The sequence below is a fragment of the Candidatus Proelusimicrobium volucris genome (assembly GCF_959605025.1).
In the GTDB taxonomy this organism is placed as follows: Bacteria; Elusimicrobiota; Elusimicrobia; order Elusimicrobiales; family Elusimicrobiaceae; genus Proelusimicrobium; species Proelusimicrobium volucris.
Genome location: NZ_CAUHCY010000001.1, coordinates 164,580 through 189,187 on the forward strand (window position 1 = coordinate 164,580; position 24,608 = coordinate 189,187).

A 24,608-nucleotide genomic window follows, 5' to 3' on the forward strand; every position below is an offset into this window, starting at 1 on the left:
CCACACTTGGAGCCTCTTTTACCGCTTTTTGCCTTTTATTTATTAAAAAAGGACCTTTTTTCTAAAAATAGTTTTTAGCCTTTTTCTTACCTGGAAATAAATCTGTGGATAACTGCCGTTTTTTGTGGATAACTATTCCGCATACGCCCGCTTTTGCGCTCCGTCACCATTGGACATCGCCGCCCTATCCCCGACGGAGAATTATCTTTTTATCCCCAAAAAAACGATACTATTTCTTTTTTTGGCTGCCCGAGGCCTTTTTTGTGGATAACCCATAAAAATACGGGCCCTTAATCCCCAAAAGAATATAAGAGCCCGCAATAAATTAACCTTTATTTGCTTATTTTAAACGAAGCGTCAAAAGATACCGCATCGCCCGCCATTCCGGTGACTTTTACCTTGCCTGGCTGAGCGCCAAAAATCACGTTCATAAGGCCTTTGTCAAAGTCCCAAGATAAAAACGGGGGCGCAATCTTTAAGGAGGACGGTATGTATTCCGCTTTAAAATTTTTCTTGCCTTTTACCTCCAGCTTAAAGCCGAAGCGCTCCTCCGATGTGGCCGATGCGCTCTTTACCCCAAAAACGCCTTTGGCTTTCAGCGGAAGGATTTTCGCCTTGTCAAGGAAATAGCCCAAATTGAAAATATCTTTAAAAGACGGCTCCTTATTGCCGCTGTTATCCACGGTTAAATAGGCGAAATTGTCAAAGAATTTAAGCCCGTTTCCTTCCAAAACGCTTTGCAGCCTTATCATATTGCCCTTGCTGCCCAAAGCCCACAGGCTTATGTTCTTGTTTATACCTTCCAAATTGCCTGGCATAGCCGTATTAACGTAAAAGGACAAAGCGAAATTACCGAAATAATTACCCAATCCCGGCAAAGCGTTCAATACGGAGGCGCTGTACCCCTCACCCGCCAAAAGAATTCTGTATTCCTCTTGATTTTCCGCCTTGTAATTAACCTCTATATAAGGCAGAAGCTCACGAGTAAGAAAGCCTTCCAGCTCGGCCGAGGACGGTATTGCGTTAAAACGTACGTTTATATATAGACAACGTTCCGCGGCGCTGTTTCCAAATTCTTTATAAAGCGCTTCGCGCGGAAGTTCTTCCTTATTTATCACGTATACGGAACAAAACCGCGTTTCGGCTGTGTCGTAATCCTTAGGGAACACCACATTTATTTTAGGTTCGTATTTTAAATATTCGGAAGGGAAATAGACTATAACGTCCTCCCCCTCTTTATTGAATATGCGCATATCCCCCTCCGTCGAAACGGGGACTATTCGCACCTGGGCGGAAACAATAACCGCCAAAAACATAAGGCTTAGGAATAATTTCAGTTTTCTCATAATTCCATTTTACAAAAAATAATATGCAAGTCCCATAAAAAAATAGGCACTAATTCCGCTTTAAATAGGCCTTATGGCCCTGGGCAAAAGCAAAAAATAAGAATACAATTTATTATAGACTGATATTGATATGGTGTTTTTTTATGAATAATACTCTTAAATTTATGCTCGTGCTAGGCAACGGCAAATTGATAGCCACTTCAAAAAACGGGCGGGATTCTTTTTACGGGAAAGTTTCCGCCTGCTGCGGCAGAAAGCCAAACCTAAAGAAATTTGCCGCATGTCTGAGTTCAAGAATATGATTTTCTCATAACTCCCTCCTCCGCGGTATAAAAACCGCGGTTTTTTTATCTCTATTTTAAACATATAAATCCATTTAAAATCCGCCGGCCATCAGAACAAAACAAAATACCGCGCCCGGAGGATTTGCCTCTTTTCTCCGCCGAGTTTGCCCTGGGCGACTTTTCCCTTATTCTTTTATATAATGACTTTATGAAAAAATATATATTAACCTTATTTGTATGCACCCTAATATCGCAGCTTAACGCCGCCGCTAAAACGCCCGCGCAGTGTTTTGGCTCCGAAAGTCAAAAATTCATCTATGAAAAAGCCATATCAACAACAGAGGATAACGAAAGAATAACCGTATGTCTTAAGGATTTTCTAAAATCGGATAATCCCACCCATATAATGGAAGCTCTTACGGCTCTGCAAAAGTCAAATAATCTTTCCTACGCGCTTAGCCAAACGGTAAACATCTTAAAAAACGCCGATGACGCTCCGACGGCTTTTGCTGCGGCTTCGGCTTTGGTATCCGTATCGGAAGAACTTGCGCCTTACAATAAAGCCTTATTCAATATAGTTTCTTCCGCCAATCAGGAAGACTACAAAAAAACCTTGGCCGTAATCATATTGGCGGCCTCAAACGCGGTGGACAGCGGATATACTCCGTTCCTAAACCCGGCCTTAACCGCGCAGGACCCAGTACTTAAAGCCTATGCGGCAGCCGCCTACGCTCTGCTTATACCCGATACGAAAACAAGATTTATCAACGATATTATAACGCTCTACGGCTTTGACAAAGCCTTCGCTTTAAGAGCTTATCAAAATACGGGCCTAAAGAAAAAAGAGCTTTATTCCGCCTTGAAAACCGCCCTTAAAAATGAAGAGGAAATAACCCGCTTCTCGGCGGTGGAATGGATAGGCGACGACGGCGATAAAAAATCGCTCGAGGCTTTATTCTCTTTATCTTACGATGACGCTTCCACGATCTCGGCCGCGGCAAACGCTTTGGCCTCCAACTACGATATTATCGAAGCGAAACTCAAAAAGGAAATGAGGTCCGCACCGCAATCTTCAGCCGCAGCCACCTCCGTTATGACCTACGCGCTGCTGGGCGGAGAGCATTTCGACGATATAGACAAATATCTGCAAAGCTCCAACGCCAATGAACAGGCAAACGGAGCGAGGGTTGTCCTTTCCGTCGCCGAAATACTCCAGAATAAAACCCCATACTACAAAAACCCCCAGCTAGAGGAACAGCGCGTCAAAAAACTTATCGCCCCGCTGGGCAAATTGGCCAACCGCGCCAAAGACGATACGGCAAAATATTATGCCGACGCCGCCATTAAAGCCATTTATAATCTGATCAACGATTAACTTAAAAGCCCCCGCCTTAAAACGGGGGCTTTCTTTTTGTAAATTCATTATTGCGTTTATTACTCCAAATACAGCGTTAGCCCTTCTTAATGGCGAGCGCGGACGCTAAACCGCGGGAATTTATATATCCAAAACCTTAAAAAAGCCCCTCTATCAGTGGGCAGAATAAAAAGAGCCCCGCCGATAATGCGGGGCTCTTTTTAAATTTAAAAACTATTACAGATTTTTAAGAGTATAGTCTTTCTTGCTCTTTAACTGGCCTTCCTCAAAAACCCATTCTTCAAGAAGATCGCCCGTTTCGGAATATTTCTTGGTTACGCCGTGCGCTTTGCCGTTCTTGTGTGGGGCTATCATCGCGATAGTGCCGTTCTTGTGATAGGAAATTTTGTCGCCGACTATATTGTTCTTTTTGTAAGTGCTTTCCGACATTACATTGCCGTCTTCGTCATAAGCCTTGCATACGCCGTCCATATCGCCGTCGACATATTCCGCCACTTCCAATATCTTGCCGTTGGGATAGTATCTCAAGCGGCGGCCGTTTTCTATATCTTTGACATAGGAAAACTCTTCCCTTAGCCTGCCGTTGGGATAATAGACGAAAGCGCGCCCATGCAGCATACCGTCGACGTATTCCTTCTCCACATTCAATTTGCCGCTTTCGTAGAAAATCTTGCTGCTGCCGTTGCGTTTGCCGTTCTTAAAATAGCACTGGAAATATGTCAATCCGTTTTCGAAAAACTCTTTTACCAATCCGTCGGGCAGACGGCCAGTCGTTTCTATAATTTCCAAATTTTCGTCCAGCTTTTCGGTATAGACTTCTTTCCCTTCAAGCAAATAGACCCTCAAAAACTTCCCTTTATCCGCCCCGTCAAGAGCCTTTGTTTTTCTTACTATTAGATTTTCCATATTCTACCTCTATCGCTTCGGACGCCGCATATCCGCTCGCCCAAGCAAATTGCAAATTGTATCCGCCGCAATGGCCGTCTATATCCAAAAGTTCGCCGGTAATATACAGTCCTTTTACAAGTTTGGACTCGCATCTTTCGGGAGAAACTTCCCCCGCCGATACTCCGCCCGCCGTGCAGGAAGCTTCCTTAAAACTCCTAATGCCCGCCACCGTAAAAGGCCAGCCCTTTACCGTTGATACTATTCTATCAAAAATATTATCGTTTATTTCAACTAAAAGCGTATTTTTTCTAAGCCCGGCATAATCCATAAGCAGATTATAAAGCGGAGCGGGCAATATGCCCGTAAACAATTCCTTTATTTTAAAGGAGGGATACTTAGCCGCTCGTTCCTTTAACAATGCCTTAAATTCCGCCGCGCTGAACTGAGGCATAAAATCCAAAATCAATTTATCGCCGCTTTGGGCTTGGCGGCTTAAAGTAAGAATATTATTGCCGCCGACGCCTTTGGCGCCGAACGTTACTTCCCCTTCTTCCCGCTGTTGGGGATTATCGCTTAAAGAGGCCGCGCAATAAAGTTTAAGCCCCGCCAAACGAGATACGGCGTTTTCTTTTAAATCTATCGCGCTTAAAGCGGGGCGCGGATTTATTATCTTATGCCCGAAAGAACGCGCCAAATCATACCCCTTCATACTGCCCGAAACCTGCGGATACGCCGCCCCGCCGCAAGCCAAAACCAAAAACTTAGAACAATACTTGGCTCCGTCGGAACATTCCACTTTGAAGCCGCCCTCCGTCTTATAGGCTTTAAGCGCTTCGCATTTACATTTTATATCCGCGCCCGCAAAAAGCAGTGCCGCGGCGAAACAATCGTTTACCGAAGCCGATTTGCCGGTAATAGGGAAATAGCGGCCTTCACCTTCTTCCCTGTATAAAAGCCCCAAATCGTCAAAAAACTTTAGGCAGGCGCGCGCGGGAAATATCTTCAGCACTGTTTCGGCGAATTTTCCGTCGCCGTAATATTTATCCCCGCTTGCGTTTATATTGGTAAAATTACACCGCCCGTTGCCCGTAACGAGTATCTTGCGGCCAAGCAAAATTTCCTTTTCCAAAAGCAGTACTCTCAGGCCCGCGCGCGCGCATCTTAAAGCGCACATCATTCCGCTGGCCCCGCCGCCTATTACCGTAACATCGTAATCAACAGACATTTGCTTTTCCTTATCTGGTGCCGGTACTGCCGAAACCGCCCTCCCCTCTTTGCGTGTCGGAAAGTTCGGAGGCTTCCTCAAAAGCGGGGTAAAGAGTCGGCAATACGACAAGTTGCGCTACTTTTTGACCCTTTTCAAAAACGAACGGCCTATCGGTCAAATTGTACATGCATATTATTATCTCGCCCCTGTACGGCGCATCGACCAGGCCCGCCATCACTTTAACGCCTTTGCTCTCTACGGAGCTTTTGCCCCATATGCAGCCGCTTGTACCATCGGGCAATTCTATCGCTATGCCCGTGCGCACCTTAGCGCTTGAACGAGGCCCTATTTCAGTATATTCCAAAGCGAACAAATCCGCGCCGGAATCCGTTTCGTGCGCACGAGAAGGAAGTTTTGCGTCGAAGTGAAGTTTCTTCACTTTTATTTTCATATAAACCTCAGCTAAATTTGAAAATTATAAAAGATATTATCACGGCCAAAACAAACAGCGCCGCCGCGAGCGCGGGCTTTAAATTCTTCTTGGCGATTGGAGGCTCTTCAAAGGCGGTTTTCTTTTCCGCTTTAGAATTTACGGTTCTGAGATCCCATAAGGATACTACTCCAAGCAAAGTATTATCACCATCCGTTACGGGCAAAAGAGCGAGTTTGTTTTTCAACAGAATATCACGCGCTTTGGCGATATCGTCGAAAGGGCTAAGCCTTACAAATTCTACATTCATCACAGAACCGGCCAAACTCTCCTGTGGATAAAACGCCAGCTGCCCCGTAGCTATAACCCCGCACAACTTCCCCCCTTTATCCAATATGAATACCGATAAAGGCATTTTGTTTGCGGGCAAGGTTTTCAATCTGGCTACAAGATCTTTTATTTTGGCGTCGGTCTTAAAAGAAAGGAAATCGTTTTTCATCAGTCTTGCCGCGCTGCCCTGCGGATAGTTAAGCACTTCCTGCAAGGCCTTTATTTGACCCGCTTCCAAGGAATCGGCAAGACGCTTTTTATAGTGCGGCGGAAGATTAAGCATTATCTCGCCCGCGCGCCGCGCGTTAAGCCCCTGCATTATTCTTGCCGCCTGCTTGACGTGCAAACGCCTGAGCAGAAAAGCGGCTTTTTTGGGGTTCATATGCTCCAGACAGGTTATTATCGAAGAAGCCCTCAAGCCCGAAAACCAAAATACGGCCTCGCTCAGCGCCATTTCCTCCACCGAACGCGCCGCCTTATCCGGGCTCGCGGCTATATATTCTTCCAGCATTTTCGAGCCGCTGCTTTTGTGCTGCATTGTATCAAACATTAATAAATTATAGTATATTGCAAAGCGGTGTCAAAATCTATCATGGGGGCCGATTATGTACTTTACAAAACCTATCGCGCGTCTTACCTTTCAAGACGTGGTTCACTTTCTTAAACAGGGTGTGCCGGAAAACACCCTGCTGGACTATAAATATATGCTGCCTAAAGACAATGAAAAATTCGCTAAAACGATAGCCGCTTTCGCCAATTCCATGGGCGGTACCGTGATAATCGGCGTAAAAGACGAACACGATAAACCCAAACCGCCCTTTTCCGGCATCGCCTTCCACGGCAAAATACGCGGCCAAATAGAAAGCATTATCCAAAATTATATAGACCCTATCGTCTTCGTAGACATCGCCACCTGCAAGGACCCAAACAGCAATAATATGTTTGTGGTGGTCAATATCCCGCAAAGCAATCTAACGCCGCATTTGGTCGGCAGGCTAAAAAGAGCTTATATCCGCACGGGGCAGGCCTCCAGGCCGGAAGTAATCGTACACCCCGACACCTTGCCCTGGCTTATGGACAACCGCAGAAAAAGCCAAAACCTGCGCCACATTCTTATAGACAAAGCGGAAGCGCATTTCAATAATTTCCTGCGTTCGCAAAATAAAGAGCCCTCATCAGCTCACGCCGTATGCGGCTTTACCCTGCTGCCCCTTTATCCGCAAACGCCGATTACCGACTATAAAAAACTGCCGCAAACCCTTAAACAGGCCTCCTTTGATTACCGCACAGAAAAATGGCCGCGGGAAGGTACGGTAAACAGCGTGCAGGACGGTATCGTGTTAAATCCTTCCGGCACTTTAAACGCTTGGGAATTTAACTGTTACGGCCTGATCTCCAGCAAAACGGTGCTGGCCGACGAAAATAACCATATAGACCTAAATAATTTTTATCTTCAATGCGTGCTGTTCTTCAAAACCGCGGCAAGATTTTATGAGGCGATAGGCTATATCAGCCCGCTGTTGCTAAGGGTTAAAATATCCAATGCGAGGGGCTCGATAATACTCTCGCCCGAAGGTGAAAGGAAGATTATAGAAGATTATGTCAGGATAGACCGCAACGTCGAGCCTATGCTGCTATCTGGCGATATGGCCAAGTTTTGCGCCCAACTGCTTGAGGAGCTTTCCTGGTCGCTCAATCTGCCTATGCAAGGCGAAAATGACGGCCTCTCCAAAGCGCAAAGCATTTTGGACGAATGTAAAATTATATAATTGTATATATGAAGATAATCAAAGCGGACTGCCTGGTAATAGGCAGCGGAATAGCAGGTTCCTTATATTCTTATATCGCCGCCAAGGCCGGCCTTAAATGCGTGCTTGTTTCCAGCGCGGATATAGACACTTGCAACAGTTCCTTGGCGCAGGGCGGAATAATCTACGAAAAACACCCCGACCTTAAAGCTCTCCTTAAAGACATACAAAACGCCGGCGGCGGCAAATGCAACGAAGAGGCTGTACTCTCGGCCTGCTCGGAAGGCTTTAAAGACATAGAAAAATATTTCATCAAAGAGTTTGATACAGATTTCAACCGCTCCGAAACAGGAGAGTTGCTTCTTACCAAAGAGGCCGCCCACAGCAAAAAAAGAATTATCTTCAGTAAAGACACTACCGGCCAAGCCATAATAAGCGCGATGCAGAAGAAGTTAAAAAAAGTAAAAAATCTAAAAATTCTGCCGCAATGCAACGCCATAGATTTGCTTACTCTTTCGCACAACTCGCAGAATTATTACGACATTTATAAACCTTTAACCTGCTTCGGCGCTTATATACTTGATAACAAAACGCTGGAAGTCTTCGCCGTAACGGCAAAGAAAACCGTACTCGCTACCGGCGGCATAGGCCAGATTTACAAATACACCACCAACTCGCCCGCCATCTACGGCGACGGTATCGCCATGGCATACAGAATAGGCGCGAGAGTGATAAATATGGAATATACCCAATTCCACCCCACCGTATTCGCCAAAGGCAGAAGCGCGCTGATTTCCGAAGCGGTGCGCGGCGAAGGCGCCGTATTGATTAACGCCAAAGGCAAAGCCTTTATGGCGGATTATCACCCGCTTAAGGATTTGGCGCCCAGAGATGTAGTTTCCCGCGCGATAGAACACGAACGCCTTAAAACTGGCGCGGACTGCGTCTATCTGGATTTATCTTCAATGACGCCCCAATTTATTACACAGCGTTTCCCGCATATATACAAAACCTGCTTGGACGCCGGCGTGGACATAACTAAAGAACCTATCCCCGTAGTGCCGGCTATGCATTATTTCTGCGGCGGCATATTTACCGACCTTAAAGGCAGGACGAATATCCTTAACTTAAACGCGATAGGAGAATGCGCCTGCAACGGATTTCACGGCGCAAACCGCTTGGCCAGCACCTCCCTGCTGGAAGCCGCGGCTTCCGCCTCGCTTACGGCCAAGGCAGATATTGCGGAAATCAAAAAACAATCTTTCTATATTCCCAAACCCAAAGACTGGAAAAGCCCGGAAGCCCTGCCCGACAAAAACCTTATCCTGCAAGACATATCCGTAATAAAAAGCACGATGTGGAATTATGTCGGCTTGATAAGAAGCTCCGCGCGCTTAAACCGAGCCGAAAAAATATTAAGGCACCTTCATAACGAGATTTCCGTCTTTTATAAGGGCTACAAAATAACCGAAGACTTGCTTAAACTCAGAAACGCGGCCCAAACCGCCCTCCTGATAACTTACGCCGCCCTTAAAAACAAGCAGAGCTGCGGCACCCATTACAGGGAAGATTGACAATACCCCCTATATGGAATTTAAAAACGCCGCTTTAAAGCGGCGTTTTTTCGCGTACCAAAAAAACTTTTAAATTTCCCCCAAAAAAATTCACCCGCCGCTAAAGATAAATTTAACCCGCCAAAATCCGTTTTTTGAAAGGTTTTTATCGACATAAAAACCAATAAAAAACGGGGCCCCGATTGGAGCCCCGCATAACTGTATCAATGTTCCCGCCTAGTTAATGCTTGACGGCGGCCTTCTTTTTGCCGCGCGCCGTCATTTCAACCAAATTCTGCACCAAAACATAGAATAGCGGTATTATCAACAAACCCAACACCGTGCCGAGAAGCATACCGAAAAACACTGGCGTGCCTATCGCTTTTCTGCTCGCCGCGCCCGCGCCCGTAGCTATAATCAGCGGGAATACGCCCAATATGAACGTAAACGCCGTCATAAGTACCGCGCGGAACCTTTCAAAAAGGCCCTTCAACGCGGACTGCACCACCGAAGCGCCGCGCTCGTGTTCCTCTTTGGCGAACTCCACTATCAATATGGCGTTTTTGCTGGCCAAACCTATCAGCAGCACCAAGCCCAGCTGGGCGTATATGCTAAGCGATAAACCCATTACCATCAAGCCCAATAATCCGCCAAGCAAGGCCACTACTATCGACATCAACACCGCCATAGGGATACTCCAGCTTTCGTACTGCGCCACCAAGAACAAATACGCAAACAATATAGCCAGCCAAATCAAGTATCCTATCTGCCCGCTGTTCTGCTTTTCCTGATAGCTGATGCCAGACCACTCGTAAGCGTAACCTTCAGGCAAAGCCTGCTTTGCCAATTCCTCCACCGCGGCCATCGCCTGGCCCGAGCTTATGTCGCTCTTCTGCGTCGCGTTTATCGTAGCGGAAGGATACTGGTTGTAACGCGTTATCATTCTGGGCGAAAGTATATCCCTAAAGTCTACAAAAGCCCTCAAAGGCACCATCATACCGCTTTGATTGGGTACGTATAAATTGTCCAAACTGGTCAAATTCTGGCGGTACTTCCAGTCGGACTGTATCATAACTTTGTTTACCTGAGTGCCGAAGTTTATGTCGTTTACGTAGCCAGATCCCAGATAATTTTCCAAAGCGGAGAAGATATTGGTCAAAGGCACGTTCATGGATTCCGCTTTCGTCCTGTCTATATCCAAAAACACGTTCGGCGTTTTAGCCGTAAAGTTGGAAAACGCGAAAGATATATTCGGATTACGCCTTAAAGCATCCAGGAAGTTCTGTTTTACCGTATCAAGCTTATTGTAATCGGCATCGTTTAAAGATTGTATCTTCAAGTCCATACCGCCCGCCGAACCTAAGCCCGGTATAGCCGGCATTTCCATAAATTGGAATTCCGCCTCCGGTATATTGGACACCTTCGCCTTAAGTTTATTTAAGATATTGGTGGAATACAATTCGTCGCTTTTGCGCTCGCTCCACTCGTTAAGGCTGACTATTATCATAGCCATATTCTCGCCGCTGCCGCCGGTCATACTGTGCCCTGTTACGCTCATTACGCCTTTTACGCCTTCCTCGGCTTTAAGTATCGGAGTAACTTGGTCAACTATCGCTTTTGTCCTCTTGAAAGAGGCGCCTTCCGGCAGCTGTATGTTGAGCATTACCACGCCTTGGTCTTCGCCAGGGATAAACGACGTCTGGCTTACTTTTAGCGTACCCCATACCAATAAGACGAATATCACGAATATTACCGCTATAAAAATACTGCTCCTGGCTATTATACGTACCACCGCGCGGTATTTTACGGACGCTTCCGCCACTATCGCGTTAAACCATACCAAAGGTTTGAACGTCGTAGGAGTAAGCGGCCTTAACATAGTCGCGCATATCGCAGGCGAAAGGGTAAGCGCGTTTATCGCCGAAAATACCACCGCCGTAGATATGGTTACCGCGAATTGTTGGTATATCTTGCCCGTTATGCCGCCCAAAAATCCTATCGGAACGAATATCGCCAACAATACCAAAGTGGTCGCTACTATCGGGCCTGATATTTCCTTCATCGTTTGAATCGCGGCGTCTTTAGGGGGCATTTTCTCCCTTGTTATCAACAGTACCGCACGTTCCACCACGCAGATAGCGTCGTCCACCACAACGCCTATGGCCAATACCAAACCGAACAGCGTAAACATATTTATCGTATAGCCCAATACCTTAATTACTATAAAAGTACCAAGCAAAGATACCGGTATCGCCACCGAAGGAACCAATGTGGAACGCCAATCCTGCAGGAATAAATAACATACGAACACAACCAATACGAATGTAAGTATCAAAGTCCAAACCACTTCGCTGATAGACTCGTTGATGTAGAGAGTTGTATCCATATTGATATTGTAGACCAAATCGTCCGGGAAAAACGCAGAAAGCCTTTTAAGCTCCTCTTTAATGCCGTCCATAGTAGTAAGAGCGTTCGCCCCAGATACCATACTTAAGGACATCGTTACCGCCGGACTGCCGTTAAACTCGGAAGCCGCGCTGTAACTTTCCATACCGATCTCTATCCTGCTGATATCGCCAAGGCGCACCAATCCGCCCTGCTCGTCCGTCCTTACGATTATGTTCTTAAAATCCTCGACATTGTTTATACGCCCCTGCGTCTGCAGAGAATATACCAACTGCTCATCACTCTCGTTGGGGTATGAACCGATTTTGCCCAAAGTCGGCTGATAGTTCTGCGATTCTATCGCCGCCCTTATGCTGGATACCGGCAAATTGAGAGAGGCTATCTTATCGGCGTCAAGCCAAATGCGCATACTCTTCTTAGCGCCGTGTATACCGACATCGCCTACGCCGTCTACTTTTATCAAGGCTTTCTTTACGTTATTTTCAAGATAGTCGTTGATATAGTTGGTATCATAAGTACCGTTGGGCGACATAAAACTCACAAAGCCCAACATGCCAGATGACATTCTCCTTACGCTCATTCCTCTTCTGGTAACTTCCGTAGGAAGCTGCCCCGTAGCCTGCTGAATACGGTTCTGCACCTTAACCTGCGCCATATCAGGGTCCGTACCAGATTTAAAGCTGATGGTCAAAGAATAACGGCCGTCGGAGGAGGTGGAACTCATATAAATCATGTCTTCCACGCCGTTGAGTTCTTCTTCCAACGGGATACCTATCGTCGTAGCCACTACGTCCGCGCTCGCGCCGGGATAACTCGCCGATACCCTTACCTCGGGCGGGGTTATCTCCGGATATAAAGCCACGGGCAAGGTCCACAAACATATTATGCCCGCCAAACTGATTATCAGCGATATTACTACCGCGAAACGGGGTCTTTCTATAAAAAATTTAGAAAACATTATCCGCCCCTCTCTATTGTGCGACTATCGTGCTCTTTACGGATTGACCGTTGCTTACCTTCTGCACGCCCGATATTACTATCTTCTCGCCCGGTTCTATTCCGGAATTTACAATATAATTGTCTTCGTAGCTCTCTCCCAAGCTGACATACCTTTGCTGCGCTACGTTATCATCATCAACAACCATTACATACTTGCCGTTAGAATCCTGCGCCACCGCCACTTGCGGGACCAGTAAAGCCTCCTCCAAGCCGGAGGGAGATACCAATATCGTTATCAAATTGCCAGGCACCAAAAGCCAATCGGGATTATCGTATTCAGCATACATTGAAATCGTAGCCGTTTCCGGGTTCATTTCATTATCCTGATATATCTTGGGCGTTTTGGCGTCTATTATTTGGCCATTGGCGAGCAAAAACTGTACATTGGTTTTATTTTCACCGTCTTCGCCGATATACTTCAAGCTTTCAAGACGTTCCTTATCCGTCAAAGAGAAACTTATCCTTACCGGATTTATCTGCACTATACGCGCTAAACTTGATGTAGAGCTGTCGACATAATTACCCTTGGTTATCAAACTCTTGCCTATCTTGCCCGATATTGGGGCCTTTATCTCGCTGTGTTCCAAATCTATCGAGGCCAATTCCAAATTAGCTTTGGCCTGTTCCAAGGCCGTTTGCGCCACTTCCAATTCAGCCGCGGGCAACATTTTGTCTTTATACAAAGAGTACTGCCTGTCATAGTCGTTCTGCGCCTGCGAAAGCGTAGCCTTCGCGCTGGCTACATTAGCTTTATATTTGCGCTGCTCTATCCTAAATAAGGTATCACCCTCTTTTACGAAAGAGCCGTCCTCAAAAAGGACTTCCTCTATATACCCCGAAACCTGCGGTCTTATGTCCACCGCATTAATAGCTTCCACTCGGGCTATATACTTCTTGGCGGGCGCAATGTTCTTTTTCTCCGCGCGCTTTACCGTTACGTATACGTCGCCTTGCCCCATCGGCATTACCGCGGCGCTCTTCTGCGAAAATTCCTTCCCCAAAAAGTATCCGCCAGCTAAAGCCGCCAATATAAGTACCGCGGCTACTATATTGTCCTTTTTTATCTTCTTGCTCATCTTAGAATCTCCCTATCGCTCTGTATAAATCCGCTTTGCTTATCAAAAGCCCGTAAAACGCATTTACAAGACCTTGCCTCGCATCGGCCAACTGCGAGTTAGCCATAAGCAAATTGAGTATGTCTATCTTACCGACTTCGTAATAACGGAACGCCACGCGCTCGTTTTCTTCCGCCGTGGCGAGAATCTGTTTGCTTATCTCATAGGATTTTACCGCCGTATTATAGTTCTGATAATAAGACCATACTTCATTTAAAACACTTATCTTCGTGTCTTCCAAATTTTCCTTGGATTGCTCATATTCATACTTGGCTTTGCTTACGGAATACGACGTATTGAACCCGCTGAATATAGGCCAAGATAATTTAAGCCCCACGGAGCTGCCCCGCTTATAGGGCAAATCGCGCTTCCAGTTATCGTCGTAAGAGCCTTGCGCCACCGCGGAAAGGCTGGGCAATCCGCTTGAACGCGCCGAAGTTATACCCGCTTTACCCGCGTCAACGTCGCTTTGTTTCTGTTTGATTTCCGGGCGGTTCTTTAAGGCAAAATTCATTAACTCTTTTATATCGTTGCCCGATTCTAATTCTATTACAGCGTCGTCGGCAGACATCTTTTTAAGCTTAAGCGGAGTATCGGGCGGCAAATTCAGCAGTACAGCCAAATTGCCCTCGTTCTGTTTTAAAGTGTTTTCCGCTTCCGTTACGCTTAATACGCTTTGTTCATAAGTGGTTTTGGCCTGCAATTTGTCCACTAAAGATACCATGCCAAGCTCATAACGCTTGGAGGATTCCTCAAAAGATTTGCGGTAGGTCTTCATTGTGGACTGCGCACTCTCCAAAGAAGCCTGCGCCCCCAATACCCTAAGATAAGCGCTGTGCACCTTTAATACTGTTTCCTGCAAAGAAGCGTCATAGGCGTGTTCGGCGCTGGTCAAATACGCTTTGTTAAGCTTAATGTTGGAAGACCGCCCGCCGAAATCATATATAAGCCAGCTTAAAGCCACCCCGGCGGAGTAAGGTTCGTTTTGGACTGAGTCTTTATCTTCCTCCATCTCTCCCTTTAAAGAACCTTCACCGTTGACCTCTATACTAGGCAAATAGCCCGACTTCGCCGCGCCCAAGGCCGCTTCCTTGGCTTTTAACGCCATATAATCCGCGCTTAACGCGGGATTATTGCATATCGCCACAGCGGTTAAATCCTCCAAGGTAAGGTCTTCCGCGGTTATATCCACGCCGCTGCACTCCTGCGGCGGTTCGTTCTTATACACTCCGAAGATATCCCAGCCGTTTACCCCTATCGATAACATCAGCATGGCCGAAATAATTATGTATTTCCTCATTTTCGCTCCTTTTTATACTCGTTTAAAATCGCTTTGGTATTCCTCTCCACCAATTCCTTGGCCGTTTGTATTATATATTCATCAGGTTCTTTCTTGGATAAAATCTTCATAAATTTATCTTTCTCGTGCCATAAACCTATCGTCGGCGCAAATATCATATGCGAAAGCAATGCCGTTTTGGCGTCGTCCGCTTTCAGGCCCGTTATCTTGCTTACGCATTTTAATATTATCTCGTTGGAAGGAGATATTATATTCTCGCGAAAGCGCTTGTTGTATTTGCTGGGATAAAAATTCTCCCGCAATAGAAACAGCGCCACATATTTATTTTTGGGCATAAAATCAAAATCTATAAAATCCCGCAATACCCGCAAAAGCCTTTCCTCCGCCTGAGGCGCCGTCAAATCTTCTATCCCCTCGGAATACTCCTTAAAATGCAGGACGGATTTGGTTTCAGCTTTCATAAAGTCGATAACATAGTCGACAACCGCCTCGTACAAGCCTTCTTTCCCGCCGAAATAATAGCTTATCGCGTGAATGTTTACCCCTGCTTTGCGTACTATCTCTCGCGTGGATACACCGTCCATGCCTCTAAGCGCGAACAGTTCAAAAGCCGTCTTCAAAAGTTTATTTTTGGAATCTTTCATTCTCGTACCGATTTTTCCATTTTTGGCCGACAAAAATAATATAACAAAAAATCGGCATAAAATCAATCAAACGATTGATTTTATCTCGAGTTTTCCCCAAACTGCGGCGCAAAAAATGCCCGTCCAAATACAGGCCGGGCATTTTGGCAAAAATTCAAAATAGCAAATTAATCTCCCCCCGCGCCGCCTTTTGAAACTTTAAGATTATCGCATATCGATACGCCCGTTTCCGTACACGTCGTTATGCCCGTTATGTAATTTTGAGAAAGAACATAGCTCTCGCCAGCGCCTATTACGCGAGTGGCTACCACAGAGTCTTCGCCAAGGACTATCGTAAAATTATTCGTCCTTAAGCTCGTACCCGACGCGGCAGTACCGTCAATATTGTTAAGAGTAATATCCAATACGGCGTAGTCGTCGCTGTAAACATTGTTAGGCGTGCCGAAACGATAGCGTTCCTGCGCCTGTCTGATACTGCCTATTAGCGAAAGAGCTTCACCCGCTTTGGAGCGCTCCACCGCCTTAAAATACTGCGGCAGTGCCACAGCGGCCAATATGCCTATTATCAGAACCACGACCAACAGTTCTATTAAAGTAAACCCTTTTGTATTCAACATATATTCTATCCCTATAATAATAGAAAGTTATATCTTCAGCATTACCCGTGCTATTTATTAAGCATACATACTTTATAGTAAAAAATCAACAAATTGAATTTATATTTATACAGCTGTCTTATCCGCATGAATTTTAACATTCCGTAACTCTTGCATTTGTCCGCTTATATAGTTATACTTGTCTTAGTTTGTAACAGGGGGTTACAATGATAAAAAATAAATTATTGTCTTATGCGCTTATAGCCGCATTAATCATGCCGCAAAGCCTTTGGGCCTGCACCGGCATAGAACTTAAAACCGAAGACGGCAAGTTCCTCTCCGCAAGAAGCATAGAATGGGGCGCTTATGAACTTAAAAGCAATCTCGTGCTTATGCCTAGCGGCGTAAAATTCCAGGCTTATACTTCTCTGGGGGAACAAAACGGACACAAATGGACGGGAAAATACGGTTTTGTCGGCATATCGCTGGTTTATGATACCTATATCGGCGAGGGTATGAACGAAGCCGGCCTCAATGCGGGTATGTTCTATTTCCCAGGGTACGGTTCTTTGGCGAAATACGAAAAGAGAAAAAATTCCAAATCGCTTATAGACATGAACCTCACCACTTGGATTTTGAGCAATTTCGCCACCGTGGAAGAAGTTAAGAAAAATATTGATAAAATAATAGTAGTTCCCGTAGGATACGACAAAAACGGCAATCCTCTGCCTACCGCGCACTGGCGCGTTACCGATGCACAGGGCGGGAGCATAGTAATAGAAATAACCGACGGCGGAAAAGTCAATGTATATGACAATAAAGTCGGCGTACTGACAAATTCCCCCCAATTCCCGTGGCAGGTGACAAATCTTAATAATTACGTAAACTTAAAACCCGGTACAGCCAAAGGATTTGGGGCAAACGGCATACAGATAAAGTCATTCGGGGCGACATCTTCGCTTTTGGGGCTGCCCGGTGATTATACGCCGCCTTCCCGCTTCGTAAGGGCTTTCTTCGCGATAAACACCGCACCTAAAATGCCCAATGCCGAAAAGGGAATAAGGCAAGCTTTTCAGATCTTAAAAGGTTTTACGATACCCATAGGAATGGAATTTGCGCCCGGCGAAAAAGTACCAAATATCCCCAGCGCAACCCAATGGACCGCTTTGAGCAATTTGTCGGATAGAGAATTCTACTACAACACTATGTACAACCCGCTGGTAAGAAAAGTAGACTTGAAAAAAATAGACTTTGAAACCGCGCAAAAAACGGTATTCCCGCTGGAAACCCAGCTTGAGCCGGTATTTAAGGAAATATACTTTAATTGAAGTTAGAACGACTGTGAAAATCTATTAAAATATCCCCCCTTTTTGCGGGGGATATTTTTTATATATTTGTTTTTTGGGAAAAATGGCGTAAACTTTTTATGTAAACCAAAAAGCAGTAAAGGAGGGTGTTCTTTATGGAAAGAAAATTGAGGGTTGCCCAATACGGCTGCGGGAAAATGTCGGTATACTCCATGCGCTACGTCTATGAGAAAGGGGCCGAAATAGTAGCCGCTTTCGACATCAACCCCGAAGTTATCGGAAAAGATATCGGCGAGATAGCCGACATCGGCAAGAAAGGCGTCAAAGTAAGCGACGCGAAAAAAGCAGGCGAAATACTAAAAGAAATCAAACCCGACATCTGTATTATAACCACGCAAAGCCTCTTCAGCGATTTATACGAGCCTTTCAAAGTATGCGCACAAAGCGGAGTAAACGCGATATCAACCTGTGAGGAAGCATTCTTCCCCTGGAATTCCTCCCCCAAACTAACAAAAGAATTAGACGAACTGGCAAAGCAAAACAACTGCACGCTCTGCGGAAGCGGATACCAAGACGTATTCTGGGGATATTTGATAACAGCTCTTTCCGGAGCGACTCAAACAATAAAGAAAATAAAAGGCAAATCCAGCTATAACGTGGAGGATTACGGCATAGCCCTGGCCAAAGCGCACGGCGCGGGGCTGGATTTGGATACTTTCGCAAAAGAAATATCCGCCTCTGACAATATCAGCGAAGAACAACGCAATAAAATGATAGAAAACGGCACATTCCTGCCTTCGTATATGTGGAACGTAAACGGCTGGATGTGCGAGAAACTCGGCCTCACCATAACGGAACAAACGCAGAAAACAGTACCCCAAACACATAATGCTGAACTTAAAAGTTCTACCTTGAATATGACCATACCCGCAGGACACGCTACCGGTATGTCGGCCGTCGTAACTACAAAAACCAAAGAAGGCATAGTTTTGGAAACGGAATGTATCGGCAAAGTATACGCGCCCGACGAGTTTGATCAAAACGACTGGACGATAGAAGGCGAACCTTCCACCAGAATAACGGTCAACCGTCCCGCCACTGTGGAGCTGACTTGCGCAACGATAGTCGGCCGCCTGCCCGACGTCATCAACGCGGAGCCGGGCTATATCACTACGGACAAAATGCCCGATCCCGTTTATCGTACCAAACCGCTTAACGAGTATGTAAAATAAAGGAGGGCTCAAACTTTATCGGCGCCCGGATTTCTTAATACGGGCGCCGTTTTTATTTTGGATCTTCCCCAAATAGAAAATAATTGATATAATGAATATATAAACAAATTATCCGACGGCGAGACAATATTTAAAAAAAACAAAAAACTTTACAAAATCGGATAATTATAATAAAATATTTATGTAGTCCTCGGTAGCTCAATGGTGGAGCGATCGGCTGTTAACCGATAGGTTATAGGTTCGAGTCCTATCCGAGGAGTGGATTTACCTCTAAGGTGTGGCTTAAAGTGTGGCTGTCTTAGAGAATATTTTAGAAAAGAGGCTCATTTAGTGAGCCTCTTTTTTATTGCAGTTAAATTCCTTTTTCCCATTCCGCCAAGAAAGCTTTATATTCTTGCGGAGGGTAAATTCTTCCTTCTTGCCTTTATTCCAGTTCTGTACCGGCCTTAAATAGCCCACCACTCTGGAATATACTTCGCAGTTCGTACCCTTTACCGCTTTCTTCGCGGCTTTAAGTTCGGAAATTTTGCTTCTTATTTCTTGTTTTGTCATTTTTTCTCCTATGCCAATATTTCCATTTAAAAGTAGACTCCAACCAAGAGCCCTATCCGCCCACGTCCACCATATATGCCGACCGTTGTATTCTTTAAGAGCCCTGTCAAATCGTCCAGCCGCCTGTCAACGAACAGATATCCTTCAAAATCACTGTCCAGGCCGATACCCGCGCCGTAGCGGTCAAAATACGCCAAACGAGCCCCCAATCCAGCTTTTAACTCTTTTCCCACAAGGCCATGCACCGCGGGCCGAAAAGTCAGCCCCGCCCGTTTTATGCTGATTTCCGAAGGCCCGTCCGTAGGCTGCAGCACCTCGGCACGCCCTTCCGGCGGCACGTACTTTACTTCCGTTTTGACGGTGCCGTCCGCCTGCCGAACCGTGGCCGTCAGTTTATTATCCTTTATTTCCACGCGCGCGGCTTGCTTGTCAGACAGCGTTCCGGTCTGCGCGGACAGCTTATCTATCTGCCGCCCGCGCCACCAGTTTGAAAACAAAAGCCCCGCTATAATCAGCAGGGCTAATACGCTAATTAACCTTTTCACCCTCAATACCCAGGGCTTTTTCGGCTCGGTGGATAATGGCCTTCTTAATCGCTTCATATCCAATTTGTGCCAAAGCCAAAATAGCCAGGCCCAATAATACCGCCATCAGCGGGTTGTGCGCGGTAACATCGGCGCCGTAAACCGACAAAAAACCGCAGCCGATGGAGGCAAGCAGCACGACCACCGACCACACCCAGCCAGGCACAGTCAAAAACTTTTCCACCAGGTTCTTGACCCACTCAATCAGCCCCACCACCGCCACGGCCGCAAGGCATAATAATACATACACGTTCATTTTTTCGCTCCTTCCGGATACCATTCTCCGGTTTCCATAATTTTTCCAAGTTCCACAGCGCGGCCCTTTACCTGGCGCGCCCATTTACTATTGAGCATTTCTTTGGCGGCGGTTTTATAATCCCCCGCTTCCACCGCCGAGAGCATTTTTTTAAAACCGCAAAGACGAGTAATCCCCATATTAAAACACATATCAACCAAAACGCTCATACGAGCCTCATCAAGTTGCGAACACCAAGCGAAAGCGTTTTTGACCTGCTTCAACGCTATTTCTATATCCTGCCTTAAAAGCAGTTCCGCCGCTTCTAAAGAAATGCCGTTGGCCTCAAGATTATGCCCATAGCCGATGGTCAAATAACCCGCGGGGCATTTATAGGGGACAAAGGATAGTCCCTCGCTTTGCCGCAGTCTTTCCGTTAATTTTTCAATCATTATGCCTCCCGAAATGGAGCTCGCTTATTCTTTTGTGCAGATAAGATGTGCTGTTCTCTACCCTCGCCATACGTTCTTGAAGGTGGTTATACTTATCCTGCTTCTTTTCCAATCGCCCGATGTCTTCTTTAACATCGCGGCGTAAATCCTCCACTGCGATTTTTAGCGCTTTTATTTCGCCTTTAATCTGCCCCCACGCCAAGACTATGGTGACAAGCGCCATTATTAACGGCAGATACTCCATAATCTCTTTCATCATTCTACGCCCCCCTCGGCCGACAAATCGCTCGCGTTATCTTCGCTTATGTCAACGGGCAAAATGACGGACTCTCTTAGAAAAGGGCTGTCTTCGGCCATAAACTCGTCGAAGGTAAATTTTTCGCTTGGCTTTAAATATACGGTTTTGCCGTTGCGCGTCAAAGGCCAACAAATAAAGCGTGTATAATCAATAATCGGTTCATATATTTTTTCGTCGTCGCAAAAACAAAGTTTATTGTTAATTCCAATCAGGTGCCCGAGTGTCATATAGCTGAAACGTCCGCACGGCGTCCCCATGCCATAGCTCGAATTGTAGCCTGCGACTTGCCCGCTTTTTTCTCCCGGCAGAAGTCTTTGTTCTTTCTCCGGGGAAAAAACGCTGAAAGCACACCAGCTGTCAAGTTGTAAAATATCGCCGTTTTCGGCAATTATCCGCGCGAAAGTTCTGTCCCTGCTGCCGCTGCCGCTGTCACCGTCGCCGCACATATTTCTGTTCAGCGCGATACCGGGAGTATATTTTCTTTGGCTCAAATCAAACTCGCCGAAATTGCTGAGAAGTATTTTACCGCTCTCGTAATCAAACACAAAGCCCGTTTGAGGGTTAAACGCTTCCGGCGCGTCTATATATCCGCTCTCTTCCGGCGCGTCCCAATCTATAAAGAAAACCGTAAGGGTCGTATCGTTATAAGTATCGCTCTGCTTAAAAGCAAAGGCTGAAATTCCATTATATTCATAGCCGTAAAATATAGGCGGGGTGCGGTATGCATCTAAGGTTTTGGGCCAAACAAATTTTTTGTAAGTCCCCAAAGCCAAATCCACTATAAAGAAATTCGACGCCGTATTAACTATCGCTTTATTTTTTTGCGAATTATAAGCAATAAGGGTCAAGCCGCCGCTCATCGTGTTGCCGTCGGCCGATGTCAAAGAGTCTTGCAAAATCTGCGCCGACCATGTACTTTGGGCCAACACATCGTTAAAAGTTATGGCGATTTTCACGGCTTTTAGGTCATTGCTTATCAAGATAAAACTTGTCGTCGCCGCGTCGTAAAAAAACTTAGGGTAACTTGAAAAAGTAAGCTCGGAAGCCGCCAGGCCCAAAGCGGTTCTTACCGCGCTTAAAGGTATATCCAAATCTACGGGTTCGGTGCCGTCAAATGTTTTGCCTAGGGTATCGGCAAGGCGTATTCCGGCATTATAGTTGCGCCAAATTATATTTGGCTTGCCCGGCAATTTGCGCCATTGTCTGCTGGTTGAGGTAAGCTGGGTATCGTCAATGCCGATGGCATTATTTATGCTTTTTGGCAGTATCAACAAAGGTATTTTGGGATCAAGCCCGTTACCGGCGCCGTCCAAGGCGTCAACTGCTTGCGCCATACGGGAAAGATTATCGGTATGCGAGATATTTTCAACGCCTTTATTTTGCAGGCTTTGCGCCAACAGTTTTTTGCCGGCGGTAACGGTCGCGGAAAGCTCTATCAAAGCGCCGCTTAAATCTTCGCTCACGCCGCCGCCCGAGCTCGAAATTTTTAAAGTCTTTCCCAAAATGTTTAATTCTTCAGTCATATTACTTATCCTCCGTTCCCTGTGAGATTTCCTCAATCGTGACATTATCGCCCGCGACGATTTTCGTATTTTCCTTTAAAGCGGCTATTTCCTGCTCCAAAGCGATAATCCTTCCCAAGACTCCGCCAGTATCAAGCAAAATATCCAAAAGCGCTTGATTTTGCGCAACGCTTGCGGGGACGGCATAATTTACCACGCTGACCCACGGATATAGAGTTGTGTGCGCCGGCGTTACCGTATCGCTATTGCCGTAAACCGCATTAGATCGCGACGCGTCAAAACCTGCCACCGGGTCGGATTGATTATCGGTATGGGCATTACCGTTTATTTTACGGCCCGTATCGTAAAAAGCTCCCGTCATTTCACTGCCGCCTTTTCCGCTTAAAGTAAGCACCGTGCCCGTTATATTTGGCAAACCCGCCGCAACGCTTTTAATGCCCCCCTCCGGAGTGGCGGCCTTAATAAAATTCTTTAAAACAGGTAGTCGCAAAGAGCCTGTTTCCGTATTGATAACGTAAAATGGGCATTCGCCATATTTGGACAAACTATCTTCATACGCGGTAAGAGCAATGCAAAGCTCGCCATGGGCTTTTAGCCAATTAAAAAAATCTGGATATATTTTATCCGCATTAACGATAGTGTCTCCGCTAAATAACGGCAACCTGCCGGGATTATCCTCAATTTTGCGGCTTTGACTAAACGATACCGTCCCGATAGGAGCGGAATTTATTTTTAAAAATTCCCGCAATTGCTCCCCGCTAATTTTATAGGTATGAACTCCGTCGTCAACGGCAAGGCTGTCACTGCTTAACAGCGCCGTTTTCGCCGGCAGAGAGGATATTGTTGTTATTTCGCTCATTATTCTTCCTCCTTCAGTATGATGTTAAATTCCAAATATACTCCCGGATTTTTAAAAATATTAAGGACGGATCGCACCTTATAATAATCCATATCGCCCAAAGCCCAGCGAAAATGAATAACATTTCCATTTTCATCGGATATGCCCGTTTCGGAAAGAATACTCTCCACCCACTTAAAGAAAGCGTTTTTATCGCTTTTTATATTGATTCTCAAAGCGGCCGAGGCTAAAATTTCAAAACTTATTTCGGCTTGCTCGCCGAAAATCCTTTTAAGTATAAAAAGATAGCTCTCAAAAGTGCCGCCGTAAGGGAATTGCCTAAAGATATCGTCGTAATAATCCGCAAAGACATCTCTTGCAACCACTCCGTCCAAAACGGCGGCGCCGCTGTCGTAAAGGGTATACCCCAAGGCTTTTGCTCCATAACATTTTTCAATAAATTGCGTTAAGGCCGATTTGATGTCGTCAAAAACCGCGTCGAATGCCCCGCAGAATTTCATTTCCAAATTGTCGCCGTTAAAATTTTGATGGCTCATTGCATTATCACCTCCAGACGATTTTTGGCAAAGACAAACAAATCTGTATATTTGCTTTGATAAACTTGCGAAGAATAGGTTTCTTCCCCCTCTTTTTTGTACTCAAGCAAAACATCCGCGGCATACGGAGCGTCGCGCGAAACCGTGAAATATCTTGCAGGTTCGAACTTCCGCCCCAGCGCGTACATTTGCCCGATATTATCAATCAATTTATTTTTAATTTCTTCCTCGGAGTCCACCAAAATATTTGTATCGTTGGAAAGAGTTATGGTCAATTTTAAATATATATCGGTTTTATTGGGCAGATCGTAAGCAAATTCCATATCTTGCCCGTTGCTCAAGGTCCTAAATCCCCTTTCCGCGCCTTTAAAAGATATTCCCGCGACGGTATTATTTTTTAAAAGTTCCAAAATATCCGCTTTTATGCCTGCATAATCTTGCGCGGCGGAGTCTACGTCCACACATAGCCCTATCGTACCGGCATTCTGCAGGGTGTTTCTTTCAAGGCTGACGGTATAGCCATTTTTTTTGAAAACAGATATCAAAGCCTCTTCGGCTGTCTTGCTTACGGCCAACATTTCATTTGTGGAGCGTATATAATCGGTCAATTTCGCATAAGCTAAAGCGAAGTCCGCTTCAACGGAAATCAACTCTTGTATTATAGGGTAAAAACATTTATAGAAATTGGTTCCAATAAATGTCTGCCTCGTATAGTCCGTGCCAAACTCCTCGTTAACGCGGACGATAATCCTGCTTAAAATATCCTCAAAATCAGCTGGTATATATCCGCCTTCTGAATATGCCATAAA

General features: G+C 45.7%; 25 protein-coding genes and 1 tRNA gene. 7 read left to right on the forward strand and 19 right to left on the reverse strand.

Going from position 1 to position 24,608, the window contains the following annotated elements; all coding sequences use genetic code 11:
- Window positions 1-332: 332 nt before the first annotated feature.
- A complete protein-coding gene (locus ACQY3M_RS00775; protein ID WP_428065283.1) occupies window positions 333-1,346 on the reverse strand; it encodes a hypothetical protein in 1,014 nt (337 codons plus the stop codon).
- Between the two features lie 143 nt (window positions 1,347-1,489).
- On the opposite strand from ACQY3M_RS00775, the gene ACQY3M_RS00780 reads away from it, so the two are divergent.
- Together ACQY3M_RS00780 and ACQY3M_RS00785 are read left to right on the forward strand one after the other, a co-directional pair.
- Window positions 1,490-1,648: a hypothetical protein gene (locus ACQY3M_RS00780; RefSeq protein ID WP_428065285.1), complete on the forward strand. Its 159-nt coding sequence runs from the start codon at window positions 1,490-1,492 to the stop codon at window positions 1,646-1,648.
- A gap of 190 nt (window positions 1,649-1,838) precedes the next feature.
- Window positions 1,839-3,005 carry a hypothetical protein gene (locus ACQY3M_RS00785; protein WP_428065287.1) on the forward strand — a complete coding sequence of 389 codons (1,167 nt, stop codon included), beginning with the start codon at window positions 1,839-1,841 and terminating at the stop codon, window positions 3,003-3,005.
- Between the two features lie 216 nt (window positions 3,006-3,221).
- Here the strand turns inward: ACQY3M_RS00785 and ACQY3M_RS00790 are convergent, their stop codons facing one another.
- From ACQY3M_RS00790 to ACQY3M_RS00805, 4 genes are read right to left on the reverse strand one after another with little or no spacing between them, the layout of a single operon-like run.
- A complete protein-coding gene (locus ACQY3M_RS00790; RefSeq protein ID WP_428065289.1) occupies window positions 3,222-3,911 on the reverse strand; it encodes a toxin-antitoxin system YwqK family antitoxin in 690 nt (229 codons plus the stop codon).
- Window positions 3,874-5,118: an aminoacetone oxidase family FAD-binding enzyme gene (locus ACQY3M_RS00795; RefSeq protein WP_428065291.1), complete on the reverse strand. Its 1,245-nt coding sequence runs from the start codon at window positions 5,116-5,118 to the stop codon at window positions 3,874-3,876. Before ACQY3M_RS00795 ends, ACQY3M_RS00790 begins: the two co-directional genes overlap by 38 nt.
- Window positions 5,119-5,128: 10 nt before the next feature.
- A complete protein-coding gene (gene dut, locus ACQY3M_RS00800; protein ID WP_428065293.1) occupies window positions 5,129-5,551 on the reverse strand; it encodes a dUTP diphosphatase in 423 nt (140 codons plus the stop codon).
- Between the two features lie 7 nt (window positions 5,552-5,558).
- Complete coding sequence (locus tag ACQY3M_RS00805) at window positions 5,559-6,410, reverse strand: CBS domain-containing protein (RefSeq protein ID WP_428065295.1); 852 nt, start codon at window positions 6,408-6,410, stop codon at window positions 5,559-5,561.
- Between the two features lie 55 nt (window positions 6,411-6,465).
- On the opposite strand from ACQY3M_RS00805, the gene ACQY3M_RS00810 reads away from it, so the two are divergent.
- Both ACQY3M_RS00810 and ACQY3M_RS00815 read left to right on the forward strand, forming a co-directional pair.
- A complete protein-coding gene (locus ACQY3M_RS00810) occupies window positions 6,466-7,629 on the forward strand; it encodes an AlbA family DNA-binding domain-containing protein (RefSeq protein WP_428065297.1) in 1,164 nt (387 codons plus the stop codon).
- 8 nt (window positions 7,630-7,637) lie between these two features.
- Window positions 7,638-9,182 (forward strand): L-aspartate oxidase, encoded by a 1,545-nt coding sequence (locus ACQY3M_RS00815; protein ID WP_428065299.1) that lies wholly within the window; start codon window positions 7,638-7,640, stop codon window positions 9,180-9,182.
- A gap of 220 nt (window positions 9,183-9,402) precedes the next feature.
- Here the strand turns inward: ACQY3M_RS00815 and ACQY3M_RS00820 are convergent, their stop codons facing one another.
- The 5 genes from ACQY3M_RS00820 to ACQY3M_RS00840 form a co-directional block, all read right to left on the reverse strand.
- Entirely contained in the window at window positions 9,403-12,525 is a 3,123-nt protein-coding gene (locus ACQY3M_RS00820; RefSeq protein ID WP_428065301.1) for an efflux RND transporter permease subunit, read from the reverse strand.
- A gap of 13 nt (window positions 12,526-12,538) precedes the next feature.
- Window positions 12,539-13,642 carry an efflux RND transporter periplasmic adaptor subunit gene (locus ACQY3M_RS00825; protein WP_428065303.1) on the reverse strand — a complete coding sequence of 368 codons (1,104 nt, stop codon included), beginning with the start codon at window positions 13,640-13,642 and terminating at the stop codon, window positions 12,539-12,541.
- A gap of 1 nt (window position 13,643) precedes the next feature.
- Window positions 13,644-14,981, reverse strand: a complete 1,338-nt coding sequence (locus ACQY3M_RS00830) for a TolC family protein (RefSeq protein ID WP_428065305.1) — start codon at window positions 14,979-14,981, stop codon at window positions 13,644-13,646.
- Complete coding sequence (locus ACQY3M_RS00835) at window positions 14,978-15,625, reverse strand: CerR family C-terminal domain-containing protein (RefSeq protein ID WP_428065307.1); 648 nt, start codon at window positions 15,623-15,625, stop codon at window positions 14,978-14,980. Before ACQY3M_RS00835 ends, ACQY3M_RS00830 begins: the two co-directional genes overlap by 4 nt.
- Before the next feature lie 167 nt (window positions 15,626-15,792).
- Complete coding sequence (locus ACQY3M_RS00840) at window positions 15,793-16,242, reverse strand: type IV pilin protein (RefSeq protein WP_428065309.1); 450 nt, start codon at window positions 16,240-16,242, stop codon at window positions 15,793-15,795.
- A gap of 206 nt (window positions 16,243-16,448) precedes the next feature.
- Here ACQY3M_RS00840 and ACQY3M_RS00845 point away from each other — a divergent pair, with 206 nt between their 5' ends.
- The 3 genes from ACQY3M_RS00845 (at window position 16,449) to ACQY3M_RS00855 (ending at window position 19,019) form a co-directional block, all read left to right on the forward strand.
- Complete coding sequence (locus ACQY3M_RS00845; RefSeq protein WP_428065311.1) at window positions 16,449-17,549, forward strand: linear amide C-N hydrolase; 1,101 nt, start codon at window positions 16,449-16,451, stop codon at window positions 17,547-17,549.
- A 134-nt stretch (window positions 17,550-17,683) separates the two neighbouring features.
- Complete coding sequence (locus ACQY3M_RS00850) at window positions 17,684-18,760, forward strand: NAD(P)H-dependent amine dehydrogenase family protein (RefSeq protein ID WP_428065313.1); 1,077 nt, start codon at window positions 17,684-17,686, stop codon at window positions 18,758-18,760.
- 187 nt (window positions 18,761-18,947) lie between these two features.
- Window positions 18,948-19,019 (forward strand) — tRNA-Asn (locus ACQY3M_RS00855).
- 68 nt (window positions 19,020-19,087) lie between these two features.
- On the opposite strand, the gene nrdD is transcribed toward ACQY3M_RS00855, so the two are convergent.
- The 9 genes from nrdD to ACQY3M_RS00900 are packed head-to-tail and all read right to left on the reverse strand — an operon-like array spanning window position 19,088 to window position 24,605.
- Entirely contained in the window at window positions 19,088-19,312 is a 225-nt protein-coding gene (nrdD, locus tag ACQY3M_RS00860) for an anaerobic ribonucleoside-triphosphate reductase (RefSeq protein WP_428065315.1), read from the reverse strand.
- Between the two features lie 26 nt (window positions 19,313-19,338).
- Complete coding sequence (locus ACQY3M_RS00865; RefSeq protein ID WP_428065317.1) at window positions 19,339-19,857, reverse strand: hypothetical protein; 519 nt, start codon at window positions 19,855-19,857, stop codon at window positions 19,339-19,341.
- Entirely contained in the window at window positions 19,841-20,152 is a 312-nt protein-coding gene (locus ACQY3M_RS00870; RefSeq protein WP_428065319.1) for a hypothetical protein, read from the reverse strand. Before ACQY3M_RS00870 ends, ACQY3M_RS00865 begins: the two co-directional genes overlap by 17 nt.
- Window positions 20,149-20,583 (reverse strand): glycoside hydrolase family protein, encoded by a 435-nt coding sequence (locus tag ACQY3M_RS00875; RefSeq protein WP_428065321.1) that lies wholly within the window; start codon window positions 20,581-20,583, stop codon window positions 20,149-20,151. The genes ACQY3M_RS00870 and ACQY3M_RS00875 overlap by 4 nt, the downstream gene beginning before the upstream one ends.
- Entirely contained in the window at window positions 20,576-20,842 is a 267-nt protein-coding gene (locus ACQY3M_RS00880) for a hypothetical protein (RefSeq protein WP_428065323.1), read from the reverse strand. The genes ACQY3M_RS00875 and ACQY3M_RS00880 overlap by 8 nt, the downstream gene beginning before the upstream one ends.
- On the reverse strand, window positions 20,839-22,404 hold the full coding sequence (locus ACQY3M_RS00885) for a hypothetical protein (protein ID WP_428065325.1): 1,566 nt from the start codon (window positions 22,402-22,404) through the stop codon (window positions 20,839-20,841). Before ACQY3M_RS00885 ends, ACQY3M_RS00880 begins: the two co-directional genes overlap by 4 nt.
- Before the next feature lies 1 nt (window position 22,405).
- Window positions 22,406-23,263 carry a hypothetical protein gene (locus ACQY3M_RS00890; protein ID WP_428065327.1) on the reverse strand — a complete coding sequence of 286 codons (858 nt, stop codon included), beginning with the start codon at window positions 23,261-23,263 and terminating at the stop codon, window positions 22,406-22,408.
- The gene (locus ACQY3M_RS00895; protein WP_428065329.1) at window positions 23,263-23,799 is read right to left on the reverse strand and encodes a hypothetical protein; all 537 of its coding nucleotides are present in this window, start codon (window positions 23,797-23,799) and stop codon (window positions 23,263-23,265) included. Before ACQY3M_RS00895 ends, ACQY3M_RS00890 begins: the two co-directional genes overlap by 1 nt.
- Window positions 23,796-24,605, reverse strand: a complete 810-nt coding sequence (locus tag ACQY3M_RS00900) for a hypothetical protein (protein ID WP_428065331.1) — start codon at window positions 24,603-24,605, stop codon at window positions 23,796-23,798. Before ACQY3M_RS00900 ends, ACQY3M_RS00895 begins: the two co-directional genes overlap by 4 nt.
- Window positions 24,606-24,608 lie beyond the last annotated feature (3 nt).